At 57.9% G+C, this 24,301-nt stretch carries 19 protein-coding genes; 7 read left to right on the top strand and 12 right to left on the bottom strand.

Annotated features, from left to right (window positions below):
• The first annotated feature begins 4 nt into the window (after positions 1-4).
• The 7 genes from DHB74_RS09405 (at position 5) to DHB74_RS09435 (ending at position 8,834) form a co-directional block, all read left to right on the top strand.
• Entirely contained in the window at positions 5-1,453 is a 1,449-nt protein-coding gene (locus DHB74_RS09405) for a mannose-1-phosphate guanylyltransferase/mannose-6-phosphate isomerase (protein WP_036990699.1), read from the top strand.
• On the top strand, positions 1,453-2,250 hold the full coding sequence (locus tag DHB74_RS09410) for an ABC transporter permease (RefSeq protein WP_136869249.1): 798 nt from the start codon (positions 1,453-1,455) through the stop codon (positions 2,248-2,250). The genes DHB74_RS09405 and DHB74_RS09410 overlap by 1 nt, the downstream gene beginning before the upstream one ends.
• Positions 2,250-3,512 (top strand): ABC transporter ATP-binding protein, encoded by a 1,263-nt coding sequence (locus tag DHB74_RS09415; RefSeq protein ID WP_499161275.1) that lies wholly within the window; start codon positions 2,250-2,252, stop codon positions 3,510-3,512. Before DHB74_RS09410 ends, DHB74_RS09415 begins: the two co-directional genes overlap by 1 nt.
• Complete coding sequence (locus DHB74_RS09420) at positions 3,496-4,875, top strand: glycosyltransferase family 4 protein (RefSeq protein ID WP_136869248.1); 1,380 nt, start codon at positions 3,496-3,498, stop codon at positions 4,873-4,875. Before DHB74_RS09415 ends, DHB74_RS09420 begins: the two co-directional genes overlap by 17 nt.
• Positions 4,859-5,995: a glycosyltransferase family 4 protein gene (locus DHB74_RS09425; RefSeq protein WP_136869247.1), complete on the top strand. Its 1,137-nt coding sequence runs from the start codon at positions 4,859-4,861 to the stop codon at positions 5,993-5,995. The genes DHB74_RS09420 and DHB74_RS09425 overlap by 17 nt, the downstream gene beginning before the upstream one ends.
• Positions 5,995-7,167 (top strand): glycosyltransferase family 4 protein, encoded by a 1,173-nt coding sequence (locus tag DHB74_RS09430; protein ID WP_499161276.1) that lies wholly within the window; start codon positions 5,995-5,997, stop codon positions 7,165-7,167. The genes DHB74_RS09425 and DHB74_RS09430 overlap by 1 nt, the downstream gene beginning before the upstream one ends.
• A gap of 353 nt (positions 7,168-7,520) precedes the next feature.
• On the top strand, positions 7,521-8,834 hold the full coding sequence (locus DHB74_RS09435; protein WP_499161277.1) for an O-antigen ligase family protein: 1,314 nt from the start codon (positions 7,521-7,523) through the stop codon (positions 8,832-8,834).
• 4 nt (positions 8,835-8,838) lie between these two features.
• Here the strand turns inward: DHB74_RS09435 and DHB74_RS09440 are convergent, their stop codons facing one another.
• The 12 genes from DHB74_RS09440 to glnE form a co-directional block, all read right to left on the bottom strand.
• Positions 8,839-9,762, bottom strand: coding sequence for a DUF6625 family protein (locus DHB74_RS09440; RefSeq protein WP_280165657.1), 924 nt, complete (start codon positions 9,760-9,762; stop codon positions 8,839-8,841).
• Positions 9,707-10,846 (bottom strand): glycosyltransferase, encoded by a 1,140-nt coding sequence (locus DHB74_RS09445; RefSeq protein ID WP_280165390.1) that lies wholly within the window; start codon positions 10,844-10,846, stop codon positions 9,707-9,709. The genes DHB74_RS09440 and DHB74_RS09445 overlap by 56 nt, the downstream gene beginning before the upstream one ends.
• Positions 10,833-12,587 (bottom strand): carbamoyltransferase family protein, encoded by a 1,755-nt coding sequence (locus tag DHB74_RS09450; RefSeq protein WP_499161278.1) that lies wholly within the window; start codon positions 12,585-12,587, stop codon positions 10,833-10,835. The genes DHB74_RS09445 and DHB74_RS09450 overlap by 14 nt, the downstream gene beginning before the upstream one ends.
• Before the next feature lie 123 nt (positions 12,588-12,710).
• Positions 12,711-14,138, bottom strand: a complete 1,428-nt coding sequence (locus tag DHB74_RS09455; protein WP_499161279.1) for a lipopolysaccharide kinase InaA family protein — start codon at positions 14,136-14,138, stop codon at positions 12,711-12,713.
• Positions 14,135-14,914: a lipopolysaccharide kinase InaA family protein gene (locus DHB74_RS09460; RefSeq protein WP_136869239.1), complete on the bottom strand. Its 780-nt coding sequence runs from the start codon at positions 14,912-14,914 to the stop codon at positions 14,135-14,137. Before DHB74_RS09460 ends, DHB74_RS09455 begins: the two co-directional genes overlap by 4 nt.
• Positions 14,911-15,657, bottom strand: coding sequence for a lipopolysaccharide kinase InaA family protein (locus DHB74_RS09465; RefSeq protein WP_136869238.1), 747 nt, complete (start codon positions 15,655-15,657; stop codon positions 14,911-14,913). The genes DHB74_RS09460 and DHB74_RS09465 overlap by 4 nt, the downstream gene beginning before the upstream one ends.
• Positions 15,654-16,472, bottom strand: coding sequence for a lipopolysaccharide core heptose(I) kinase RfaP (gene rfaP, locus DHB74_RS09470; protein WP_136869237.1), 819 nt, complete (start codon positions 16,470-16,472; stop codon positions 15,654-15,656). Before rfaP ends, DHB74_RS09465 begins: the two co-directional genes overlap by 4 nt.
• Entirely contained in the window at positions 16,469-17,590 is a 1,122-nt protein-coding gene (locus DHB74_RS09475) for a glycosyltransferase family 4 protein (RefSeq protein ID WP_136869236.1), read from the bottom strand. The genes rfaP and DHB74_RS09475 overlap by 4 nt, the downstream gene beginning before the upstream one ends.
• Positions 17,591-17,931: 341 nt before the next feature.
• Complete coding sequence (gene waaC / locus DHB74_RS09480) at positions 17,932-18,987, bottom strand: lipopolysaccharide heptosyltransferase I (RefSeq protein ID WP_136869235.1); 1,056 nt, start codon at positions 18,985-18,987, stop codon at positions 17,932-17,934.
• A gap of 5 nt (positions 18,988-18,992) precedes the next feature.
• Complete coding sequence (gene waaF, locus DHB74_RS09485) at positions 18,993-20,036, bottom strand: lipopolysaccharide heptosyltransferase II (RefSeq protein WP_499161280.1); 1,044 nt, start codon at positions 20,034-20,036, stop codon at positions 18,993-18,995.
• 81 nt (positions 20,037-20,117) lie between these two features.
• The gene (locus DHB74_RS09490) at positions 20,118-21,041 is read right to left on the bottom strand and encodes a branched-chain amino acid transaminase (RefSeq protein ID WP_036991180.1); all 924 of its coding nucleotides are present in this window, start codon (positions 21,039-21,041) and stop codon (positions 20,118-20,120) included.
• A gap of 121 nt (positions 21,042-21,162) precedes the next feature.
• Positions 21,163-24,105 (bottom strand): bifunctional [glutamate--ammonia ligase]-adenylyl-L-tyrosine phosphorylase/[glutamate--ammonia-ligase] adenylyltransferase, encoded by a 2,943-nt coding sequence (gene glnE, locus DHB74_RS09495; protein WP_499161281.1) that lies wholly within the window; start codon positions 24,103-24,105, stop codon positions 21,163-21,165.
• Positions 24,106-24,301 lie beyond the last annotated feature (196 nt).

Here is a 24,301-nt window from a genome sequence, read left to right on the forward strand (position 1 = left end):
CAGCATGTCGATAATACCCGTCATTCTTTCCGGAGGCGCTGGCACCCGTCTCTGGCCGGTATCGCGAGAGGGGCATCCAAAACCCTTCATGCGATTGCCCGACGGCCAGACCCTGTTAGCTAAAACCTACCGTCGCGCTGCAGCCCTGGTACCCGGCGGCGGTACCATAATGACCGTTACCAATCGCGAACATTATTTTGCCAGCAAGGATCAATTGGCAGAGGCCGGGATTGGTCGTCAGTACCAAGCCCACTATCTTCTCGAACCGGAAGGACGCAACACCGCCGCCGCGGTAGCCCATGCGGCGCTTGCCTTGGCAGCTTGTCACGGTGAGGATGCCGTATTGATAGTGATGGCAGCCGACCACCTGATTGAGAACGACACCGCTTTCTGCCGCACCCTGGAGCATGCCGTACGGCTGGCACATGAAGATTTCTTGGTGACCTGCGGTATACCTCCGACTCGAGCAGAGACCGGCTTCGGCTACGTTCAAAGTGGTGAGTCTCTGGATGACCAAGGCGGCTGCCGGGTACTGCGTTTCGTGGAAAAGCCCGATGAGGTGACCGCCCGGGAATATCTGCAGCACGGCGGCTTCCTGTGGAATGCCGGCATTTTCTGTTTCAGGATCAGCACTCTGCTGGATGAGCTGCGACAGCATGCTCCCGAAATTCTGGCTGCGGCAGACCACTGTCTGAGCTTGAGTCCGGTTCACGACAGCGCGGGCGTATTGTTACAGGAGTTACAAACAGACAGCTTCAGTCAGCTGCCAGATATTTCGATAGATTATGCATTGATGGAACGCTCCGACAGGGTGGCCATGGTGCCTGCAGGCTTCGACTGGAGCGATATTGGCTCGTGGACGGCACTCGCCGATCTGATCCCCGCCGACCAGCACAATAATCGGGTCGAGGGTGACACGCTGATGGAGGATACGCGCAATACCTTTATTCTCAGTGAGAAACGGTTGGTGGCCACGGTAGGCGTAGAGAACCTGATTATCGTTGATACCTGTGATGCTGTATTGATAGCCAATGCCAATCGGGCACAAGATATCGGGCGGATCGCCAAGCGTCTCAAACATGACAAGCATCCCGCTTATCAGCTACATCGTACGGTAGACCGTCCTTGGGGTACCTATACGGTTCTCGAAGAAGGACCGCGCTTCAAAATCAAACGTATCCTCGTCAAACCCGGTGCAGCATTGTCGCTGCAAATGCATCATCATCGCAGTGAACATTGGATCGTTGTTCAGGGGATGGCCGAGATTCTCAATGGTTCGGACACGCCACGCCTGATCAACATCAACGAATCCACCTTCATCCCTGCCGGACATCGACACCGTTTGAGCAACCCAGGCCTGGTCGATCTGGTTATCATCGAGGTACAGAGCGGTGAATACCTTGGCGAAGATGACATAGTCCGGTTGGATGACCAGTATGGCAGGGCGTGCTGATGCATACCGCCCTGCTCCATTCCCTCTGGCATTATCGCGGTTTCGTATTGGGTAGCGTCCAGCGGGAGTTCCAGACCCGTTATCGCAACTCACTGTTAGGTGCCCTATGGACCATCATCAATCCACTGGCGATGATTATTGTCTATACGGTGATCTTTTCCCGCCTGATGCAAGCACGCCTGCCTGGTGTGGACAATGATCTGGCCTATGGCATCTACTTATGTGCTGGCCTACTCACCTGGGGCTTGTTCGCCGAGATAATCGGACGCAGTCAATCCGTGTTCCTTGAACATGCCACCCTGCTGAAAAAGCTCAGCTTTCCGCGCATCTGCCTGCCTCTGGTGGTCGTGCTGAATGCGTTACTCAACTTCGCCATCATCTTCTGCTTGTTTCTGGGCTTCTTGCTGGTCACCGGCAACTTTCCCGGCTGGGTGGTCATCGCCATATTGCCGGTCCTGCTGATCCAGATCGTGTTTGCCGTAGGCCTGGGTATTATCCTCGGTGTACTCAACGTATTCTTCCGCGACGTTGGCCAGATGACGGGCATCGTGCTGCAGTTCTGGTTCTGGTTCACACCCATCATCTATCCACCCAGCATCCTGCCTGAGAGCGCAGCTGCTTTGCTGAAATGGAACCCCATGGTCCCTCTGATCCAGTCCTATCAGGGTATCTTCGTGCAGGGCGCATGGCCGCAATGGAGCGCACTCTGGCCAATGACCTTGATATCGGTGCTGCTGTGCCTGTTCGCACTATCGCTGTTCCGCAAACGATCTGGTGAAATGGTGGATGAACTCTGATGGGAAATATTCAGGTTACCGGCTTGGGCAAGGCCTACCGACAATATCCCACCCGCTGGGCACGTCTGGCGGAGTGGGTACTACCCTGGGCTAAACCGCGACACCAGTTACATTGGGTGCTCAGGGACGTCAGCTTTCAGGTCAAGCCCGGCGAAGCTGTCGGGATCGTCGGTATCAATGGCGCCGGCAAAAGCACGCTGTTGAAGATGATCACCGGCACTACCCAACCCACCGCAGGTCATATTCAGCTTGAGGGTCAGGTTGCGGCACTACTGGAACTGGGCATGGGTTTTCATCCCGAGTTCAGCGGGCGCCAGAACGTATTCATGGCTGGTCAGTTGTTAGGCATGAGCATCGAGGATCTCAACAGTTTGATGCCGGCGATCGAAGTCTTTGCCGAGATCGGTGAATACATGGATCAGCCGGTGCGCACCTACTCCAGTGGTATGCAAATGCGCTTGGCGTTCAGCGTAGCCACCGCCCGCCGACCGGATATCCTGATCGTCGACGAAGCGCTCTCCGTCGGCGACGCTTACTTCCAGCATAAGAGCTTCGACCGCATCCGCGAGTTTCGTAAAGCGGGCACCACGTTGCTGATCGTGTCCCATGACCGGCAGGCCATTCAAAGCATTTGTGATCGCGCTCTGCTGCTGGATCATGGGCGTCTGGCATTGGAAGGAGCACCAGAGGAAGTCATGGACTTTTTTAGCGCCATGATTGCCGAAAGAGAACAAAGTACCATCCGTCAGGAACGCCTCGCCGACAATCGCATACGTACCATCTCCGGTACCGGGGAGGCTAGCGTGGCCGAGGTCGTGCTGCTGAATCGGGATGGCAAAGCTATCGAGATTATCGAAACAGGAGTGCCGGTTACCTTACGGGTCACTGTAGATATCAATCGTGACATTGAGCGTCTGGTGCTGGGCTTCATGATCAAGGATCGAATGGGGCAGGCCATCTATGGCATCAATACTCACCGCATCCATCGCCCACTAAAGAATCTCAAAGCTGGCGAGCGCGCGGTTTTCAGCTACAGCTTTGATGCCAATATTGGCAAGGGTAACTACTCCGTAGCCCTGAGCCTGTCGCGCCTGGATTCACATCTCGACATGAACTATGAATGGCAGGATCTCGCGCTGATTTTCCATGTTATCAACACCAGAAAGCCGGACTTTGTCGGCTGCGCATCGCTGGACGCCAAGCTGGAGATAGAACATCACCCGCATGCAGAGGGAGTAGCAACCGATGCGATTTCTCATTGAGTGCACTTATGTGTATGAGCATCCGCAGGATAATTCCGGCATCCAGCGGGTGGTGCGCAACGTAGTCAACAACCTGGAGCGGTTGGAGATGGCGGTCGAATGCGTACCGGTAATGTTCAAGCACGGTGAAGTGTACCAGGTAGACCGACTCGGCCTCGCTGAGAAACAGAAAATCAGGCCCCGCTTGCAATCCTGGCTGAGCCGGCAGCATGACCGCTTGGGACGACTGGGCCAGCGGGTCAACCTGTACCAGGCCGCACGCGAACGCACCGACCTGTACCGAAACTCACCAATCCTGCGCGGCATGTTGGCACTGGTCTGCAAGGCGGCCCGGATGGCTTTTTTGCTACCTCAGAAATGCCTATCCCATATCTCGCTCAATTACGTCGATACGTCCCGTGTTCAAGAGCTTCAATGTGAAGCGGATGACGTCCTGATTCTGCTCGACTCCTCCTGGCACGCCGATTTTTTCCCTGTGGCCGAGCGGCTTCAATCCGAAGGCGTACGGATCGTATCGGTAATTTACGATCTGATTCCCCTGACCCACCCGCAGTTCTGCGATGAAGGTCTGGTAAGAGTGTTCGAGCACTGGTTCGACTGGGTAGCTCGGACCGCGGACGGATTCATTGCCATTTCCCAAACCATCATCGACCAGGTCCAGCATCAGGTGCAACGCAAGCTTGGCGAGGAGGCCGCCTCACAGCGCTGGTTCGATTATTTCCATCTGGGTAGTGATCTCGACCAGATCAACCCACGCACCGCAATACGTCCAGCCGTAAAGAAGATGCTCGAACAACGCCCCATCTACCTGATGGTCAGCACTATCGAACCACGCAAGAACCACAGCTATCTGCTGGACGCTTTCGAACAGCTCTGGGGGCAAGATCAGAATATTGGTGTTTGCTTTGTGGGCAAAATTGGTTGGAAAACCGAACAGCTTATTGATCGTGTGCGCCAGCATCCGCAGCTGAATACCCATCTGTTCATGTGGAATGATTTGACTGACCGGGAATTGGAATATTGCTATATGAATGCTCGATCCCTGGTCTTTCCTTCCTATGTTGAAGGATTCGGCTTGCCATTGGTCGAAGCCATGCAGCGTGGTCTGCCGGTAATGGCCAGTGACATACCGGTGTTTCGCGAAATTGGCGGCGACACCATAGCGTATTTCGACCTATCCGATCCCGTCACGCTGACCAATCTCGTCCGGCAGTTCGAAAGTAGTGATGTATTTCCAGCACAAGGTGACATGTCCACATGGAAGTGGCTGAGCTGGCAAGATTCCACTCGACAACTGATCACCCGGGTGCATGAGAACACCGAAATATCCAACACTGGAGGTCCTGGTGCGCGTCGCGCTTGATGTCAGCATTCTACATGCACCCCGGACGGGGATCGGCGAATACGCATTGCAACTGGGCCGGGCATTGCAAAAATCCCCGGAATTGGAACTCGCCCTGTTCGACGGTCTACGTTGGCGCGACGACTTTCCCGCAGCCCCACAGCCCGGCTATGGGAAGCTCAGCCAGGCCGTCAAGGCGATCCTGCCCAATGCCTATCGTGTACGCCGACAGCTCATGCAACGCCGTTTCGACAGCGGGGCAAAACGTCTGCGCCCCCAGGTTTATCATCAGCCCAGCCTCTGGCCGCTGCGTTTTGATGGCCCCACGGTGATGACTTTACATGACCTCACTCATGTACATTATCCCGAAACCCAACCCAGTGATCGTCTGCGGGCAATAGAACACTACCTACCGACTGCCTTGCAGCAAGCCAGCCGCATACTGGTTGATTCCCAATTCATCGCCGATGAGGTCACCCTTCATTATGGGGTGCCCCGGAGCAAGTTGCAGATAGCACCGCTGGGCGTCGCCCCGCGCTTTCATCCACGAAGTGAGGAGCAACTGCGGATCCGTCTGGCCGCTCATCAGCTGCAGATGCATAGCTACTATTTGTGCCTTGGCACACTGGAGCCCCGCAAGAATCTCGACCTGGCCATTGCCGCCTACCTGACACTACCCGATAGGATTCGCCACCGTATGCCGCTGTTGATCATTGGCGCAAGAGGCTGGCGGCAGGAACAACTGACAAAAATTCCGCACAGAGCCCAAGCTCACGGACAAATTCGTCTACTGGGCTACGAAGATGAAAACTGTGTAGCGGAACTGTTAGCCGGCGCTCATGCCCTTCTGTTCCCATCCCGCTACGAGGGGTTCGGCCTCCCTGTACTGGAAGCCATGGCCAGCGGTACTCCGGTTATTGCCAGCGATTGCGGGGCCATCCCTGAAGTAGCTGAGAAAGCAGCCCTTTACATGGATCCCGATGACATAGATGGTTGCCGCTCGCAGATGCTGGCTTTACTGAATGACGATTCGTTGCAAGCCACCCTACGCGAGCAAGGGCAGCAGCGGGCCCGACAGTTCAGTTGGGAACGCTGTGCTCAGATTACCGTTGATACCTACAGAACAGCAGGTCACTTTTGATGCGTGTATTGCATTTATTCAAGACTTACCACCCCGACTCCATGGGTGGCATTGAGCAAACCATCTTTCAATTGTGCGAAGCCTGTAAGCCCTGGGGTGTGGAAAGCAGCGTGCTGACTCTCAGCAAGCAACCCGCTGCACAACCATTGCGCATCGCCAATCATCAGGTGCATCAGGCCAAGCTGGATCTAAACCTGGCGTCTACCGGTCTATCCCGAGAGGTATTCCAGCGCTTCCGGCAACTGGCACAGGAAGCTGATGTAGTTCATTACCACTTTCCCTGGCCGCTGATGGATCTGCTGCACTTCAATGCGCAACATGGCAAGCCCAGCGTACTCAGCTACCACTCGGACATAGTTCGACAGAGGTTTCTGTTGCAGCTGTATCGTCCCCTGATGCATCGCTTTCTCGAAGCCATGGATCAGATCGTCACTGCCTCCCCCAATTATCTGGCTACGAGCGACGTACTAGCTCGCTATCAGCAGAAGACCCAGGTCATACCCTACGGGCTCGATAAAGGGGGCTACAACAATATCGATCCGGAGCGCCTTGCTCATTGGCAGGCGCAATTCCCCGAAGGGTTCTTCCTGTTTGTTGGCGTCATGCGCTATTACAAGGGTCTCCATATATTGCTGGATGCCTGTAAAGACACCAATTACCCGGTATTGATTGTCGGCGCCGGCCCAATGGAGAGAAAGCTCCGCAGCCAGGCCGAGCGACTACAACTACACAATGTCCACTTCGTGGGCCCCTTACCGGATGCTGAGAAAAACGCACTGTTACAGGCATGCCGGGTGCTGGTATTCCCTTCGCATCTGCGCTCGGAAGCCTTTGGCATATCGCTGCTGGAGGGCGCCATGTTCGGCAAGCCGATGATCTCCAGCGAAATTGGAACCGGCACCACCTATATCAATATCCATGGCGAAACCGGTTTGGTGGTTCCTCCAAGCGATGCAGCAGCATTGCGAGTAGCCATGCGGCGCCTCTGGAGTGACCACGCGTTGTCAATCCGAATGGGCCAGGCAGCGGCACAACGCTATCAAAGGCTTTTTACCGCTGGACGTATGGGGCAAAGCTTTAGCACTATTTACCAACGGTTAGTGAGCTCTCCCAAGCCTTCACAGCAAGCACAGCATCAAGCCGAATGCCCGCTCTCCGAAAGGGAGCTTTGAGCTACTCGTAGATAGCTATTTTGCGTTCCGGGGAAACGAGATTCATACCGGCGCCTTGAGTCGCCCACCTACCAGAACGCCCATTCATGAAATGCCTACGCTAGGCGACATCTGGTAAACTCGCCTTTTCGGAACGTCCCGATGTTAGCCGAGGCGTGGATAGTACAATCAAAGGTATACCGCGCCTCCAACGTCACGAGACCGGTGCATGACTTGGCGTTTAGCTTTCCGCCCATTTCAGCAGAAATGCTGACACGCTATCTTACCTTTCATTAGTACGATCCTGGGCTCGGAAATAACAGACCGGCGCAAGATGAAATTCCTTCAAAACAAGCCCGTATAGACCTTGTTACATGAATAATAGAAGTAAAGCACTTTACACCGCCTTGGCTATAAGCAGCCTTGTTTTCGCTTTTTCCTGGCTGCCTATACCACGACTTTTTGACGTCGCATGCATCCTGTTAATTCTGCTATTTGTGCCTGCCACTATGGCCCCAGGCAATCACGAACTGCGAAAGGACCCGCTTATCCTATTGGGCATGTGTTTTTTTCTGTATATCGTTATCTCTATCATCTGGCATAGATTAACTTTGCCCGATAATTTCCCGCCAACCACCAGTGACCGCCGATTCCTCAGGGTGCTCTACTTTATCGCTATCGCCTATGCCATATCGCGTAGCGGCTGGCTGAGAGCCTGGCATCTGCTGGCAGTAGCCTTCAGTGGCCTGGTGATATACCTGGTTATAAGTTTCGATCAAGCCGAGTGGGTTCGGGCCTGGCACGGAGAGCGTGTTGACTTTGGCATTCACAATGCACAGCACACTGGCATTGTTTTCTCCACATGTGCCCTAGCGCTGAGTGTTTTCACTCATCGTTTTTATTTATGGATAAAGCACGTTCCCCGGCTGACTGCTTCACTTTGCGTAGCATTCTGGGTCAGCGCCTGGCTTTTTTCCGTGTGGGGAGTATTTGTTTCCCAGACGCGTGCGGTCTGGCTGGGGCTGTGCGTCACTCTAGTCTTGCTTCCAGCCATCTTGGGGCTGGCCTATCTTCTTCGCGGAAGGCCTCAATTTTCGATGCGCAAACCTCTGCTCGTCAGCATGGTCAGCGTGGCGCTGCTGGTCTTGCTGGCGAGCAGCCTCAACTTACCGACACTGGTCAGCGAGCGGCTCGAATCAGAGAATGTTACCTGGGAGAGCTTGCGGCAGGCTGCCGCCCATGAAGAGCAAGATCTCAGCAGTATCGAAATTCGTGTGGCCAGTTGGGCTGCGGCGACAGGCTGGATTATGGAGAAGCCATTCATGGGTTGGGGTGGGCGTGGGTCCAGACCCTTGATTCGCAACTCTGATCTGTTCAGCGATGCCTTTAAAAAACAGTTCAATCACCTGCACAGCTCCTATTTTCAAACGCTAGTGGAAATAGGCATGATTGGCGCGATGTTCATCGCCGTGTTGATGATGCTGATTGGTCGCGCGACCATTAACGCCTACCAGCAACGCCGGATGCCGCTGGACGTATTTCTCTTTGCCTGGATATTTTTTGTATTCTGGCTGGTGGTCAGTTTTTTCGAGTCCTACGTCATTTATCCAAGCGGCACCTATCTTGTCGCTATCGTGACGAGCTTTTTCTACTCTTACTGCATCCGGCAAACGACATACCCGGCCTGATCCTTTAGGCCGGGTGGAAACCCCGGCTGTCCACTTTCCACTGTCCCGCTGCAGCTAGAGCATTGATGTATGAAGCCTCGGTTAGCTCAGGGTGCTCATTGAACCTGCGTTTCCAGCCAAGGAAATGAAAGTAGGGGAAGGTCATTCCGAGCATCCTACTATTGGTCAAACAACCTTTTTCCCATTGCCAATAATCAGGAAAATCATGGGTGCCATCAATCCATGACACCCTGCCGTTAGGCGTACTGAACGCCTCCCTGAACTCGGCTGAGCGCCGTAAAGGATTGAACAGACCTACCAGACGGAACAGCGGTTCGGGGAAATTTTTTCTCTTCAAGAACAGGCGGGAGAACCCACCTTCATCCAATGCATAGTGCTGCTGATCCTGGATGCGCTCGCGAAAAGCCGGGATCTGCCAGAACAGATTGCGCATACGTTCATTATTGCGCAGCAAGCATAGATGCCCTGACACGCGGCGCGCATGAGTGGAGAAGAAGTCGTATCTGTGCAGCTTTTCTTCTGTGAAGTAAGACCTCAGATCGCCATAGACCAAGTCCAGATCACCGAACCCCCAAAAGTCGTAAGTCTGCGCTTCCTGTTGGTGGATGAACCCAAGCACCGGTTTCAAATCGCACAGTTTGTAGGGGTGCTTCGGGTGGAATGCCAACCCAAGAAGTTCTGACACCTGGTCACAGTATTCAGTAAATACACAATCGCGATACTGCACGTTGTCAGGCAGGCCCACGGGCTCTCCACAATCACCAATTAACAGCCAGTTGATATCTGCATTGAACTCACAGCTTTTCAGAAAAAGCGGCATCCAGAAAGGCCACATTCCGAAATAAGGTATCAGGATCAATATACTGGGCGGCTTAGCTGATACGACCACTTTTCTGCAACCTCTGGAAAAAAAGCGGACGTACCGCATCATCGATATAGCGTTCGCTCAGGCGCTGCAACATGCGCTGCCTTGTGAGAGATACATCCTCGTCCGTCATGCCGGACAGCTCCAACAGAGCAGCTGCCAGTGCGTGAGTATCCCCCAAGGGAAACAGCGGCCCCAGGCCCGTGACGATCTCCTTGGCGCCACCGCAGTCAGTACTGAGCAAGGGCACCCCAGCCGCCATGGCTTCGAGCAGAACCATACCAAATGGCTCGTGATCCGAAGTCAGCGCAAATACATCAAAGGCTTTGAAGTAACGCCTTCCATCCTTGACTTGGCCAAGAAATACCACCTGCTCCGCTGCTCCCAGCTGTGCTGCCAGCTCCTTGAGCTCGCGCTCCAATCGGCCTCTACCCATGATAGCCAGCACGCTTCCTCGCGGGAGTCCCGGTAGCGCGGCAGCAAAGCCTCGGATCAGCGTTGCCTGATCCTTGTCCGGGTGCAACCTGCCAACGTTACCCACAATCCAGGCGTCATGGGGAAGGCCAAGGCGTTCTCGCGACTGCTGACGGGGTATCTGTTCAGCCTGTACTGCAGCGACATCAATACGGTTGTAGAGCGTTGCAATTCCGGTTTTATCCCAGCCGGGTAAGCAATGGCGGATATCTTCCCGCACGGAGTTGGAAACCCCGAGCAGTAGCAGGCGCGAACGAAAGCGCCGGATGAACAAGCGCCGCATCTGACGCTTGTAAACCCCGAAGGCGTGATGCACGCCAATTACCGGCAGGCGCGTTGCCAGCAGACTGATATAGATCGGCTTGAAACGATGGGCTATACAGAAACGAAAATCTCGCCCATGCACAAGATGGCGTATCCGGCACATAGCATCAAGCTTCAAGCCGCGGATGTCCTTGCTTTTATAGTCGAGGAACAGCACCTCGTCAGAAGCCGAGCCGAGAACAACCTCGTCGCTCGGCGCACCGGTCAGATATACCGTACAAACCTTATACCGCGACCCTACAAAAAGGGCGGAATACTGCCGAGCACAATCCAGAAACGGGCCATCATAACCGTGACAGAACTGCAGTACCCAGGGTTGTGCGTCAGCGCCTATTTCAGGCGATATCATAATCCTCTACCCCCTTCTTCACCACCAACACATCCTCCATGATCAGATACTCCAGATCCGACCCATAGAACATGTTCAGTGCATCCGTCGGCGAACACACCATCGGCTCACCCCGGCGGTTGAGGGAGGTATTCAGTGACACGCCGTTGCCGGTGAGTTTCTCCAGTTCCAGCATCAAGTCATACCAGCGCGGGTTGTGCCGGCGCTCCAGTACCTGGGCGCGGGAGGTGCCGTCTTCGTGGACGACTTCCGGTACGCGCTCGGCCCAGCCGTCCTTGACCTCGAAGGTAAAGGTCATGAAGGGGCTGGGGTGATCGACCTTGAGCATCTGCGGGGCGACGGTGTCGAGCATGGACGGGCAGAAAGGACGCCAGCGCTCGCGGAACTTGATCTGGGCGTTGATGCGATCGGCAACACCCGGCACGCTCGGGCAGCCGATAATGGAGCGTCCGCCCAAGGCGCGCGGGCCGAACTCCATGCGGCCCTGGAACCAGGCTACCGGGTTGCCTTCTACCATCAACTGGGCGATGTGCTCGGGCACGCTGTCGATCTTCTGCCACTGCGGCTGGCTTGGGTGACGCGCGCAGGCGGCGATAACATCTTCGTTGCTATAGCTTGGGCCAAGATAAACATGTTCCATCTTCTCTACCGGCACGCCATTTTTCACCGAGACGTAGGCGGCAGCACCCACAGCGGTGCCGGCATCGCTGGCGGCGGGCTGGACGAACAGCTCCTTCACCTCATCCCGAGCGATGATTTTCTGGTTGAGTTTGACGTTCAGCGCGCAGCCACCGGCGAAGGCAATCCGACCGGTTTCCTTGATGATGTCGCCCAGGTAGTAGTCCATCATCTCCAGAGCCAGCTTCTCGAATAGCGCCTGGATGCTGGCGGCGTAATGGATGTAGGGATCATCGGCTACGTCCCCTTCGCGCTTGGGTCCCAGCCATTCGATCAGCTTGGGCGAGAAATAGTAGCCCTTGCCCTTTTCCTTGTAACGACGGAAACCGATGACGTTGGCGTATTCGGTATTGATGGTCAGCTCGCCGTTCTCGAACTTGGCCAGTCGCGAAAAATCGTGTTTGCTGGCGTCCCCGTAGGGTGCCATGCCCATGACCTTGAACTCGCCATCGAGCATGTCGAAGCCGAGGTACTCGGTGATCGCGCCATACAGGCCGCCCAGGGAGTCGGGATCGTAGAATTCCTTGATCTTGTGAATTTTGCCGTTTTCGCCGTAGCCGAAGAAGGTGGTGGCGTACTCACCCTTGCCGTCGATGCCCAGAATCGCCGTCTTCTCTTTGAAACCGGAGCAGTGATAGGCACTGGAAGCGTGGGCCAGGTGATGCTCAACCGGCTCCAGCTTGACCTTCTTCAGATCGAAGCCCAGTTGCTGCAGGCACCACTGGATGCGTTTCTTGTAGCGGTAAAAGCGGCGATTGCCCATGAAGATGGCATCCAGCGAACGATCCGGTGCGTACCAATAACGCTTGGCGTAGTGCCAGCGGGCCTTTTCGAAGATACTGATGGGTGCAAACGGGATGGCAACGATATCCACGTCTTCCGGCTTGATGCCGGCCTGTTCGAGACAGAACTTTGCGGATTCATAGGGCATGCGGTTTTTCGCATGTTTGTCCCGCACAAAGCGTTCTTCCTCGACCGCAGCAATCAGCTTGCCGCCAATATACAGAGCAGCTGAGGGGTCGTGGCTCAAAGCGCCGGAAAGTCCAAGAATAGTCAATGCCACGGTTTCGCCTCTTAGAAACAAGGTAAAAATAAACCTTGATTCTACACCGATACGCCTGTTTCTGTCCGATGAAAGCAGCGCGCCAGTATCCGCGACCGGAAAGCGTCAGGATGCGCTTTCTGATCAGCGAGGAAGCGTTTTCTCCAGCCATTGCGCCAACGGGCTGTCGACAGGCCAATTGCGTATGAAACGCGCTCTGTCCTTGGCCCACCCCTTGCGCCAGCTTGCTTCATTTGCATGGCTCTGCATGGCGTCCAGATCAATCAACCACACCTGCCCTTCCTGCCATAGCAAGTTGCTCGCCTTGAAATCGCCATGACTGATCCAGGCATCATTCAATTGATTGAAGATACGCAATATGGCGTCGGCGGTGGCTTGATCAGGTAACGCTTCGCCTGTTTGTCCCAACCGCTCGAACAGACTCTCACCAGGACAGTAATCAGTGACCAGCCAGGCTTCGCGGCGCAGTGGTCCGATTCGCCGCTCGATCATGGCCAGCGGCTGCGGCGTGGCAATGCCGAGAAAGCTCAACCGCCAGGCGGCCAACCAGGAATGCCAGGCGCGGCTGGGGCGCCAGAAACGGGTGAGCCAATGCCCAGCCCCTTTGATGTTGTAGCGTTTGATAACCAGCTCGCGGCCGGCCACGTTGGCCCGCGTGACCGTACTGCTGCCACCATCCTTGAGCAATGGGGCGCTGCCGAACAGGCTGTCGGGGTCGGCCAACACAGATGCCAGCGCGTCCTGCTCCGAGCGCAGCACAGCGCAGAAACGGTCGCCCGATTTGGTCACCGCAAACTGGCTGCAGTCACGCAGCGTTTTGCCCAGGAAGTTATCCAGCCGCCGCTGTCGCTGCGACTTGATCTCCGCCGTCAGGGCCCTGGATTGCAAACCGGCAATGGCGTTGCAATCCAGGTAGACACGCAACAATGCCTCCAGTTGGGAATCCCATTGCGGCATCAACTGTGCGAAGAACAGGCCGAGGTTGCTCTGCACCGCCGCCAGCGGCAGCGGCTTGCCCGAATGCTGCGCATCGATCGCATCGCCATCGATGACATACAGCTGCTGTCCATCCTGCAAGAAGTTGCCCAAATGCAGGTCGGCTTGCAAGAGCCCCTTGGCATGCATGACCGCGATTATCTGCAGCGCGCCTTGTAGAACAGCGAAAGCCTGCGGATTGTGTGGCGACTGATCCGTCAACTGCTCCCAACATTGTTGAAGACTTTGCGCATCCGCCAGGTACTCTGTCAGCAGATAATATCCGCCGCCAGGCAAGTCACCACTATCCAACAGAGCCGGGGTGCTTATCCCCGCCTGTTGCAGCGCCTGAATTCCCACGCTTTCACGCTGCCAGTGCCGCTCGGCGCCGGTGGCGATGAACAGCTTGGCCAATACCTTTTTCCCATCCCATTCACCGTACCCCACGAGACGCTTCCCCGGCAGGACACGCAACCAGCGATGGACCTGCAGCGACTTGCCACCGGCAAGCACCAGCGTGATATCGGTTGGGGGTGTACGCCCAGCGTCGCGGAGTCTGGCCGTGGTAGAACTCATTTGCGCCTCTTGCTCTTCTTGGCAGTACGACGCGTTACACGGCGGGCCCAATAACGGACTTCCGCATCGACCCGCGATTTGCCGAGGTAGGTCAGCAGAAAGCGCAGGCGCTGAGTGCGGCTGGGTGCCCGGCTGCGACGGTTCAGCGCATCCAGATCACGCATGTTTCCCCAAGGAGAAAACAGATGCGCACGGGACTTTTCCAGGTCGATGAAGCGGGCACCAACTCCGTCTTCAGTGGGCCGCAGGAACAGGTGCTTGGGGTAGAGGCAGTTATGTACGACACCCTGCTCACGCAGCATCGCCACCAATGATGCTGCCGCGGTAATCAGGTCACGCTGCAATCGGAAGCTCAATTGATCCCAGCGGGAGAACCAGTCATCCAACGGCAGATAACCTTTTACCTCTCGGGTCAACAAGATGGCCTGCAGTTCGCCCTCCACCTTCCGCTGCCCATAAAAGGCCGCTTCCAATGCGGGTATGCCACGCTCGGCAAACCGGCCGATGTTGTAGAATTCGCGGCTCGCCGTGGGCTCCCCGAACGGCCTGCGCAGGTTGCGGATCTGGTAGTTGCTCTGACGCTTGAGATAGAAGACCTGCGGCCGGCCGTTGGCATCCTCCAGCGTCAGGCGGCTGACACTGCTGACACCTCCCCGGTCATGGTTGGGCTCGTCCACCAATTCCGCTGCAACGTGCCACAGGTCATTGAAGTTATCCAGCTGATGACGCCGCAAGGTAGCGCACGCACTCACCGCAATGAAAGGCGATGTGTTCATTCTCGTCCCTCGAAATACCGCTCAACTTTTCTGATGCGCGCACGATCGCTACGCTTGAGCTGCTGCTGACCGCAGTACACCAGATAGAAACGCAGCCTTTGCGTCCGACTCAAATGGTATTTGCCAAGCTTGTCCAGGCACGCCAAATCCTTGATCTTGCGTCGTTCGAGGAACGGGCCCCACCAGAAGGTCCCGCCAGGGCAATCGATCATATGGATATTACCCAGCGGCAGATCGTCTACCAGAATGTTTCGCCATTTGAGATCGTTGTGCGCAAAACGGTGCTCATGCATTATCCGCGTGGCATGGGCAATCTGCGGCAGGACATGCCCCAGCCAGCGCGGGTCCCGCAGCCGCGGATCATTATCGCGCGCCAGATGCGCCATATCCTGCGTGCCCGGCAACTCCTCGGTAATCAGCGCCCCACGCTGAAAGAAACCGTAGCGCCGCTCCATGCCATAGCCCACCACCGTGGCGACAGGTATCCCCCAGGCGCGGAAATACAGCAGGTTGCGCCACTCCGCCATGACCCGTGGGCGCCCGATGAAGCGCCGCAAATGCTTGCCGGCACCATGGTAGCGTTTGACGTAATAGAAGCGCGCGCCCACCTGCACCCGTAGGACTTCACTCAGCGGGTCAGTGGCGATCAGCTCTCCCTGCAATGCGAACACCGCATCCAGCGTGGCGAAAGCCGTCCCGGTCGGCCCAACGGCATATTCCGGGTTAAGGTTCCAACGACTCATTTTCCACCGCCATCCTTGACATATTTGCGCTCAAACCGGGTCTGCAACCGCGCAGCCTTGCGCTCCAGCATACTCAGCAGCACCGCCTCGTCGGCCAGAATCTGGCGCAGCGGGCGCTGGAAATAGGTGCGCAGAAAACGCAACTTGTCGCGCTCGGTCAGGCCGATATTCAGCGCAGAGAAATACAGCCCGCTCAGATCCTTGTCACGCCAGCGGCGCGGCACCTCAGCCCGCACCTGGGCCCGGTGCAGATCGATCAGGGACAAGCGCAAATTGTCCGGGGTCGGCGGCGCATCGGTGTGCAGCAGGAAGTGGCAGATATAGCAGTCACGATGATTGACTCCGGCGCGGTGCATCCGTCCGGTCATCTCCGCCACCCGGTGAATCAGTGCATGCTTCAGTGCTGCCGGCGGTGGGTCACTTGGCCAATGGAGGGTGAAATCCTCCAGACTGATGGTCGGTGCCAATTCTTCGGTGATGATGAAGGAATGCCGAGTGGCGGGATTGGCACCGCGCTCGCCAAAGGCCACCGCGGTCATGGTCGGCACGCCGGCATGGGTCAGCGCGTCGATTGCCTCCCATTCCTGATCGGCACCCAGCACCGGTTTCTTCAGCGTGGACCAGTTCTTGAATATTTCCCGCCAACCGACGCCCCGGTGAATCTTGACGAAATAGCCCCGCCCATCGACCTCGGTACGCAGGGTACGGCGCGCTTCCAGTTCGCGGAAGACCTCGCCCTGCAGGTTTTCCACCTCGGCGAAGGCATCGCGGCCGGCCCAGAGTGCCTTGAAAGGTTCTTTCAACACCAGTGTCACGCCAGCTCTCCCAGAATCACATCGGCTGCCCGCTCCGGCATGCTGTACAGGTCGGCATGCTCGGCATATTCCAGTGCATTCTGCTGCCATTCCTGCCGCGTTTCCGGATCATCAAGAATGCGCGCCAGCCAGCTGTTCAATGTGCTCTGCTCGAAGGGCTCGGGCACCACCAGGCCGCAATCGGCCTCCTCGATGTAGTGCGCATAACCGCATACCGCCGTGGTCAGGACCGGCAGCCCGGCGACCAGCGCCTCGAGCAGCACGGTGCCGGTATTTTCGTTGTAGGCCGGGTGAATCAGCAAATCGGCTCCCAGCAGAAAACGCGGCACATCATCCCGCCCCTGGAGGATCTGCACCTGCTCGGCTATGCCCAGCGCGCGAACCTGCCGCAGAAACGGCGCCTGATCATCGGCACCGATGACGATCAGGCGCGTGCGCTGGCGCAGCTCGGCTGGCAAGGCCGCCACGGCCTCGAGTGTCCGATCCAGGCCCTTGGTCTTGAAGCCCGAGCCGATCTGCACCAGCAACAGGTCATCTGCTCCCAGATTGAACTCCTGGCGAAAAGCGGCGCGGATCTCCGCCGCATTGTCAGGTGCGCGGCGGTCAGAGGAGATCCCCGGTGGCAGCAGATGGAAACGCTCTGGCGGGGTACGGTAATGCTGCATGAACAGCGGCAACTGCACCTCGGATATCATCAGAATCTCGGTGCGCCCCTGCGGAGCAAACACGGCACGCTCATAGGCAGAAAAATGTCGATAGCGCGGGCCGAACTGGTAGAACCAGCTGCGCTGGCTCTGCGCCTTGTCTTCATAACAACCGTCAGCGGCATAATAGACATCCAGACCGGGCATCTTGTTGAAACCGATCACCCGATCCACCGGCTCACGGCTGAGGTCGACCTGGACCTGGCTGAGGAACTTCTCGTTGCGGCGGTGGCTGGTCAGCGCGCTAGCCTTGATCAGGCGGATATCAAAGCCGGCCGGCCGCTCCCCCTCCCAGTCCATGGTATAGACACGGATCGCATGACCACGCTGCTGGCACACCCGAGCGATCCGCAGGAAGTCCCGCTGCAAACCACCGAAGGGGAAGTATTTGTAAAGCAGAAATGCCAGTTGCATCGGGGCTCTCGTTGTCTGGAATGCCAAGGTGTTCATCTGCTTGGCGAGGGCGACGGCTGTATATGCGCAAAAGCACAAAGTTCAAATGAATCGGCGAGTTTAGCATAGCTGGCTTGGACGCTGGGGCAGCGGGCGAACTCAAGCTGCCGCGGATTACGGCTCCTGGGACCGTCGAGGACCAGCCCGATGACGGGTGTAGTTGGCGGCTCCGCTGGTCGAGCTAATGCTCGACCCTCCCAGGCGCTGGTTCGCTGCGATAGATACTGGATTGGGTGCTGCACCGCCGCTGAGGGGAAGTCGACCGACCGGGTCGCCATAGACCTGCCAAAAACTGCGACGGCCTAACGCTCGGCCAGCCACAATCCTTCCAGTTGAGTCATAACCCGCTCGGGCGACAATCGGGTAAAGCACAGCGGCAATTCCCGGCGCAGGTCAAACTCGCGGGCGTCTTGGGGGGTGGGCTCGTACTTGCACTTCTTGCTCATGCAGGGCGCGCAGGGGAAGTCGCTGGCGAGATGGCTCTGGACCGCGCCGTAGGCGCCGGTGAAGCCGGGGTTGGTCGGGCCGAACAGGGAGATCGTGGGTACATCCAGTGCTGCGGCCAGATGGCCGAGCCCGGTATCCACCGCCACGCAGCCGCGGGCACCGGCAAGGATATTGGCCATACCCGCCAGCGGCAACCGGGGCAGCACCTGAACGCCTGGGAGGCCAGCGGCGATGCGCTCGGCACGAGCCTTTTCGGCGTCATTGCCCCAGGGCAACTTGACCTGCATGCCCCGCTCCACCGCCAGCTCCGCCAGCTGCTTCCAGTACAGCTCGGGCCAGTGTTTGGTGACCCAGGTAGTACCATGCAGAAAGACCACATAGTCTTCACCGGAATATTCGCCGGCCAGGTAGGAGCGGTTCAACCCGTACTGTCCGGTGCTATCCGGCACCTGATAACCCAGCGCCTGGGCAAATAGCTGACGCACCCGCTCAACGGCATGCTGGCCCCAAGCTACATTGACGGCCTGATCATACAGCCGACTGGCCAGTGGTTCGCGGGCCGATTCAGAATCCAGCCCAGCCACCTGCGCCTTGATACCTACCGTCAACAGCGCACTTTTCAGCAGTCCCTGGGCATCGATGACCAGATCATAGTGGCGGCTTTTCAGGCGTCGCCGGAAACGCTGCCATTCACCGGTGCGCAAGGTTTTCAGCGGGCTCTTGCGCCAGCGGCGGATGGCCACCGGAATCACCTCGGCCACCGCGGGGTGCCATAGCGGAATTTCGGCGAAGCTCTCTTCCACCACCCAATCGAAACTGATGCCCGGCAACGCGGCCTGAGCATCGGTCAGCGCCGGCAGGGTATGAATCACATCTCCCATGGAGGAGGTCTTGATCAGCAATACGCGCATATCGGTCACAGTTGCGGGTCAGGCAGAGGATCACCGACCAGGCGATCCAGCGCATCGATCACCCGCTGCGGCTCAAGGTCCCGCAGGCAGTTGTAATGACCGAAGCGACAGGTACGGTCAAAACACGGGCTGCAGTCCAACCCCAGCCGCACCACTTCAACCTGTTCGGCCAGCGGCGGGGTAAAGTCCGGCGAGGTGGATCCGTACACGGACACCAGCGGCCGGTTCAGCGCCGCCGCTACATGCATCAGGCCGGAATCGTTGCTGACCACCGCGGTGGCGCAAGACATGAGATCGATTGCCTCGGCCAGACTGGTTTCCCCGGCCAGGTTGCTGGACTCTTCACGCAGCCCGGGAATCAGCCGACCACGGATCTGCTCGCCCACCGGATGATCGTTCTTCGAGCCAAACAGCCAAACCTGCCAACCCTGACGGACCTTGCGGTCCGCCACGGCAGCATAGTGCTCGGCCGGCCAACGCTTGGCCTCGCCGAACTCGGCACCGGGACAGAGCGCCAGCACCGGCCGGTCCAGTTCCAGGCCGAAGCGCGCCAGCGCCGCCTCCCGGCTGGCCGGATCGATCTGCAGTGTTGGCCGTGGATAAGGGCGCGAGAGTTGATGATCAGGCTCCCAGGCCAGCGCCATGAAGCGCTCGATCATCAGCGGATAGGCTTCCTTGTCGAGTATCCGCAGGTCATTCAACAGACCGTAACGCATCTCGCCGCGCCAACCGGTGCGCTTGGGGATGCCGGCAAAGAACGGCACCAGCGCCGATTTCAGGGAATTGGGCAGCAAAATGGCCTGGTCGTATTGGCCAGCGAGGCTCTTGCCGATACGTCGGCGGCTGGCGATATCCAATACGCCGTGGCCCAGCGGGAAGCTCAGGGCCTGGTTGACCTCGGGCATGCGCTCGAGAATCGGCCGGCTCCACTCCGGCGCCAGCACATCAATGAGGCAGTCGGGGCCGTGACGCAGCTTCAGGCAGGCAAACAGCGTTTGCGCCATCACCATGTCACCAACCCAACTGGGACCAACTATCAGAATTCTCATAAGCTTGAAGCTCTAAGCCTGAGGCTGAAAGCGGAATGCCGCAACACCTGTGACATCCCGCTCCAGCCTGCCGCTTTCAGCTTACTTCACCAGCGTCAGCCATTCATGGCGCGCCGGAATCCGGCCATTGACCAGGTCGAAGTAGGCCTTCTGCAGCTTCTCGGTGACCGGGCCGCGACGGCCGATACCAATCTGGCGGTTGTCCACTTCGCGGATCGGGGTGACTTCAGCCGCGGTGCCGGTGAAGAAGGCCTCATCGGCGATGTAGACCTCGTCCCGGGTGATGCGCTTTTCGATCACCTTGATACCCATTTCTTCGGCCAGACTCAACACGGTGCCGCGGGTAATGCCGTTCAGGCAGGCGGTAACTTCCGGGGTATAGATCACACCGTCCTTGACGATGAAGACGTTCTCACCCGAACCTTCAGCCACGTAGCCTTCGGGGTCCAGCAACAGGGCCTCGTCAGCGCCAGCGGAAACGGCTTCCTGCAGGGCCAGCATGGAGTTCATGTAGGCACCGCTGGACTTGGCGCGGGTCATGGTGATGTTGACGTGATGACGGGTAAAGGAGCTGGTACGGATGCGGATGCCCTGCTCCAGCGCCTCGTCACCCATGTAGGCTCCCCAGTACCAGGCAGCGATGACCACATGCACCTTGAGGTTGTCGGCGCGGATGCCCATGCCTTCGGAACCGTAGAACACCAGCGGGCGAATGTAGGCGGTATCCAGGTTGTTCTCACGCACCGCAGCGCGGCACGCTTCGTTGATCTGTTCCTTGGTGAAGGGGATCTTCATGCCCATGATGTGGGCAGAGTCGAACAGGCGGTCGGTGTGCGCCTGCAGACGGAAAATCGCAGTGCCCTGATCGGTGTTGTAGGCACGCACACCCTCGAATACGCCCATGCCGTAGTGCAGCGAGTGGGTCAGGACGTGGACGTTGGCGTCGCGCCACGGAACCATTTGACCATCAAACCAGATAACACCATCACGATCAGCCATCGACATAACAGCCAGCTCCATTCATATATCTATCTAGGGTTCAGGATTGCGCATCCGCATCTGGCGGAGCTTTCCTATCGTTTTCTGGCCTGGTCATGCCCGCCGCATTGTTCGAATGTAATGTCATTCAGGCATCCGCAGCCTCTGGCAGCCATTGTCGCCAGAGTCGGATGATGTCATGTCGGTAGTCATGAAACTGGTCGCCAGGTGTTTTCCCCGGCTGCTTCTGCAAAGCCAGGCGATGGGCTGCTGCGCGGTAGGCCTTGTAAGCCTCCTGCAATCGCTGAACGTCCTCACCGGCGATCAATCCGGCGTCACGCAGCCCGTCCAATATTCTGATGTTATCCGTGAAACGCAGTAACTCGGGGTACCGGCACGACCAGGCCAGAACCGCATATTGCACCATAAATTCGATATCAACGATACCTCCAGCGTCCTGCTTCAGATCAAACAGCGTCTCGGCGCTGAAAGCCGTGGGGGCGAAACCGCCATGGGTGGCCTGCGTGGCGAGGTTGTCGCGCATCTTCTGACGCATGCTCAGCACGTCCTGGCGCAGCTTTGCTTCTTCTCGCTCCTGGCCCAGCACGTCAGCGCGCAGGCGAATGAACTTTTCACCCAGCCGCGGGCAGCCAGCCAGCGGTCGGGCGCGTACCAAAGCCTGATGTTCCCAGGTCCAGGCTTGCTCACGCTGATAACGGGCAAAGGCATCCAGCGAGGTGACCAAGAGCCCGGCATCACCCGAGGGACGCAACCGCATATCCACATCATAGAGCGCGCCGGAGGTGGTCTGGGCAGTGAGTATATGGATGATGCGCTGGCCCAGGCGGGTATAGAAACGGCCACCATCCAGGGGGCGCGCGCCATCGGTTTCCGCATCGGTATCGCCGTCGTGGATGAATACCAGATCGAGGTCGGACCCGTGGGATAGCTCAATCCCCCCCACCTTGCCGTAACCGACAATGGTGAAATCCAGTTCGCAGGGGCTGCCATCATGCCGCCGCGGCACGCCATGACGCCGAACCATATCGCTCCAGGCCAGCTCCAGCACCTGCTGCAAAATGGCCTCGGCAGTCCAGGTCAGGTAGTCACTGACCTTCATCAGCGGCAGACTCCCGGCGATCTCAGAGGCCACCACCCGCAATACATGGGCACGTTTGAAGTAGCGCAGCACTTCCATCTGCTGTTCCAGGTCGTCCTCGGGAATGCGCACCAGTTCCTGACGCAGCTCGTCCACCAGCTCCGCGATTTCCGGCGGACGATACAAGCGCCCTGAGTTCAACAGCTCATCCAGCACCACTGGATAGCGGGTAATCTGCTCGGCGATCAGCGGGCTGGCAGAGCAAAGCACCAGCAATTCGTGCAGCGCGCCGGGGTTTTCCGTGAGCAGCAGCAAATAGGCCGAGCGCCGCGCCACCGCCTCGACCAACGGCATGACTCGTTCCAGCGCCAGGTCCGGGTCTTCCTGCTCGCATGCCATCCCCAACAACCGCGGCATGAAGATATCGAGCCGCTCACGACTCATGCGCTGCATGGCTCGCACCCGCGCCGAGCCCATCAGATTACGCAACAGCTCCCAGGCACGCACGGGATCCTGGAAACCACCTTCGGCCAGTTGCTGCTGAGCCTGCTCCGCTTCGGGCAGGTCGTTCCAAAGCAGCATCCATTCCTCATAATCGAGCTGCGGCTGATCTTCGTCCTCGTCCGGATCGGCGATCACCCCGGCAAAATGCTGCGCCACCTTGCTGCGCTGCAGATCCAGCTGGGTGCGATAGTCTGCCCAGGAATCGAACCCCATTACCCACGCCACCCGGGCCTGCCCCAGCGCATCAATGGGCAGCATCTGGGTCTGGCGGTCGTCGATGGCCTGCAGCGCATGTTCGGTATCACGCAGGAACAGATAGGCGCCCTTCAGCTCATCCACCGCGGCGTCGGGCAGATAGACATTGGTGGCCAGCACATCGAGCACCGGCAGGATTGGCCGTTGCTGCAGGCTGCGGTCGCGGCCCCCGTGGATCAGCTGGAATGCCTGGCCGATAAATTCCACCTCGCGGATACCGCCAGCGCCCAGCTTGACGTTGTCTTCCAGACCCTTGCGTTGCACTTCACGCTGGATCATCTGTTTGAGGTTGCGCAGCGCCTCGATCGCGGCAAAATCCAGATAACGCCGATAGACGAAGGGTTTGAGCATGGACAGCAGCTCGGCGCCGGCCTGCTGATCGCCCGCCACCACCCGCGCCTTGATCATGGCGTAACGCTCCCAGTCACGACCCTGGCTCTGGTAATACTGTTCCAGGGCGTTAAAGCTGAACACCAACGCGCCGCTGTCACCATAGGGACGCAGCCGCATGTCCACGCGGAACACGAAGCCGTCGACCGTCACCTCATCCAGCAGCTTGATCAGGCGCTGTCCGACCCGGGTGAAGAACTCCTGATTGGACAGACTGCGCCGACCGCCCTGGGTTTCACCGGAACTGGGGTAGGCGAAGATCAGATCGATATCCGAGGACAGGTTCAGTTCATGGGCCCCCAGCTTGCCCATGCCCAGCACGACCAGATGCTGCGGTTCTCCAGCGTGATCGCAAGGTGTTCCCAGGCCCTCGCTCATGTGCCGATACAGCCAGCGGTACCCCTGCTCCAGACAAACATCAGCCATGTCGGACAGATCCTGGGTGGTCTCCATGGTTGCCGCATGGCGCAGCAGGTCACGCCAGATAATGCGCACCTGATGCTGTTGACGAAAACGTCGCAGCAGCCGGGCCAGTTCATCCTCGGTAGTCGCCGGCGCCAGCGCTTCCGCCAGTAGCTCGGCCATCTCGCCCGGTGCCAGCGAACGCCAGAGCCGCTCACCCTCGACCAGACGCCAGGCCATGTGCGGATCGCGGCGCAGCTGCTCGGCAACGAAGTCGCTGCCCACCAGCACCTGCTGCAGTTCGGACATGAAGGTGTCACCGAGTTGCGGCAGGCTGGAGGCCAACCCGGCTTGCTGGACGGCGAGCCGCCACTGTGCCAGATGATGATCCACCAGCCGCTGCAGGCTGGCAGGCAAGGTGAGCGGCAATGAAAGAGACATGGTCTATCCTGAATACATCCGAAGGATGCAGATTGCCACGCCCGGGGCGCATGGAAAAGAGCACAGCGAAAAAACCCGGGCCACCGATGTAGTTTCACTACAGAATCTCATGTGACCGGATGGTTTTCTTATTCGTTTTGTAGTAAAACTACACGCACCCTTGACCATTGCATTTTCGAGTCCTTCACCCCACTCC

The sequence above is a fragment of the Pseudomonas sp. G11-1 genome (assembly GCF_024031555.1).
Lineage (GTDB): Bacteria > Pseudomonadota > Gammaproteobacteria > Pseudomonadales > Pseudomonadaceae > Halopseudomonas > Halopseudomonas bauzanensis.

Excerpts from the sequence above, each read along its gene's own strand:
- DHB74_RS09405 (WP_036990699.1), top strand. The coding sequence starts at position 5 with ATGTCGATAATACCCGTCATTCTTTCCGGAGGCGCTGGCACCCGTCTC.
- DHB74_RS09410 (WP_136869249.1), top strand. The coding sequence starts at position 1,453 with ATGCATACCGCCCTGCTCCATTCCCTCTGGCATTATCGCGGTTTCGTA.
- DHB74_RS09415 (WP_499161275.1), top strand. The coding sequence starts at position 2,250 with ATGGGAAATATTCAGGTTACCGGCTTGGGCAAGGCCTACCGACAATAT.
- DHB74_RS09420 (WP_136869248.1), top strand. The coding sequence starts at position 3,496 with ATGCGATTTCTCATTGAGTGCACTTATGTGTATGAGCATCCGCAGGAT.
- DHB74_RS09430 (WP_499161276.1), top strand. The coding sequence starts at position 5,995 with ATGCGTGTATTGCATTTATTCAAGACTTACCACCCCGACTCCATGGGT.
- DHB74_RS09435 (WP_499161277.1), top strand. The coding sequence starts at position 7,521 with ATGAATAATAGAAGTAAAGCACTTTACACCGCCTTGGCTATAAGCAGC.
- DHB74_RS09440 (WP_280165657.1), bottom strand. The coding sequence starts at position 9,762 with ATGCGGTACGTCCGCTTTTTTTCCAGAGGTTGCAGAAAAGTGGTCGTA.
- DHB74_RS09445 (WP_280165390.1), bottom strand. The coding sequence starts at position 10,846 with ATGATATCGCCTGAAATAGGCGCTGACGCACAACCCTGGGTACTGCAG.
- DHB74_RS09455 (WP_499161279.1), bottom strand. The coding sequence starts at position 14,138 with ATGAGTTCTACCACGGCCAGACTCCGCGACGCTGGGCGTACACCCCCA.
- DHB74_RS09460 (WP_136869239.1), bottom strand. The coding sequence starts at position 14,914 with ATGAACACATCGCCTTTCATTGCGGTGAGTGCGTGCGCTACCTTGCGG.
- DHB74_RS09465 (WP_136869238.1), bottom strand. The coding sequence starts at position 15,657 with ATGAGTCGTTGGAACCTTAACCCGGAATATGCCGTTGGGCCGACCGGG.
- DHB74_RS09475 (WP_136869236.1), bottom strand. The coding sequence starts at position 17,590 with ATGCAACTGGCATTTCTGCTTTACAAATACTTCCCCTTCGGTGGTTTG.
- waaC (WP_136869235.1), bottom strand. The coding sequence starts at position 18,987 with ATGCGCGTATTGCTGATCAAGACCTCCTCCATGGGAGATGTGATTCAT.
- waaF (WP_499161280.1), bottom strand. The coding sequence starts at position 20,036 with ATGAGAATTCTGATAGTTGGTCCCAGTTGGGTTGGTGACATGGTGATG.
- DHB74_RS09490 (WP_036991180.1), bottom strand. The coding sequence starts at position 21,041 with ATGTCGATGGCTGATCGTGATGGTGTTATCTGGTTTGATGGTCAAATG.
- glnE (WP_499161281.1), bottom strand. The coding sequence starts at position 24,105 with ATGTCTCTTTCATTGCCGCTCACCTTGCCTGCCAGCCTGCAGCGGCTG.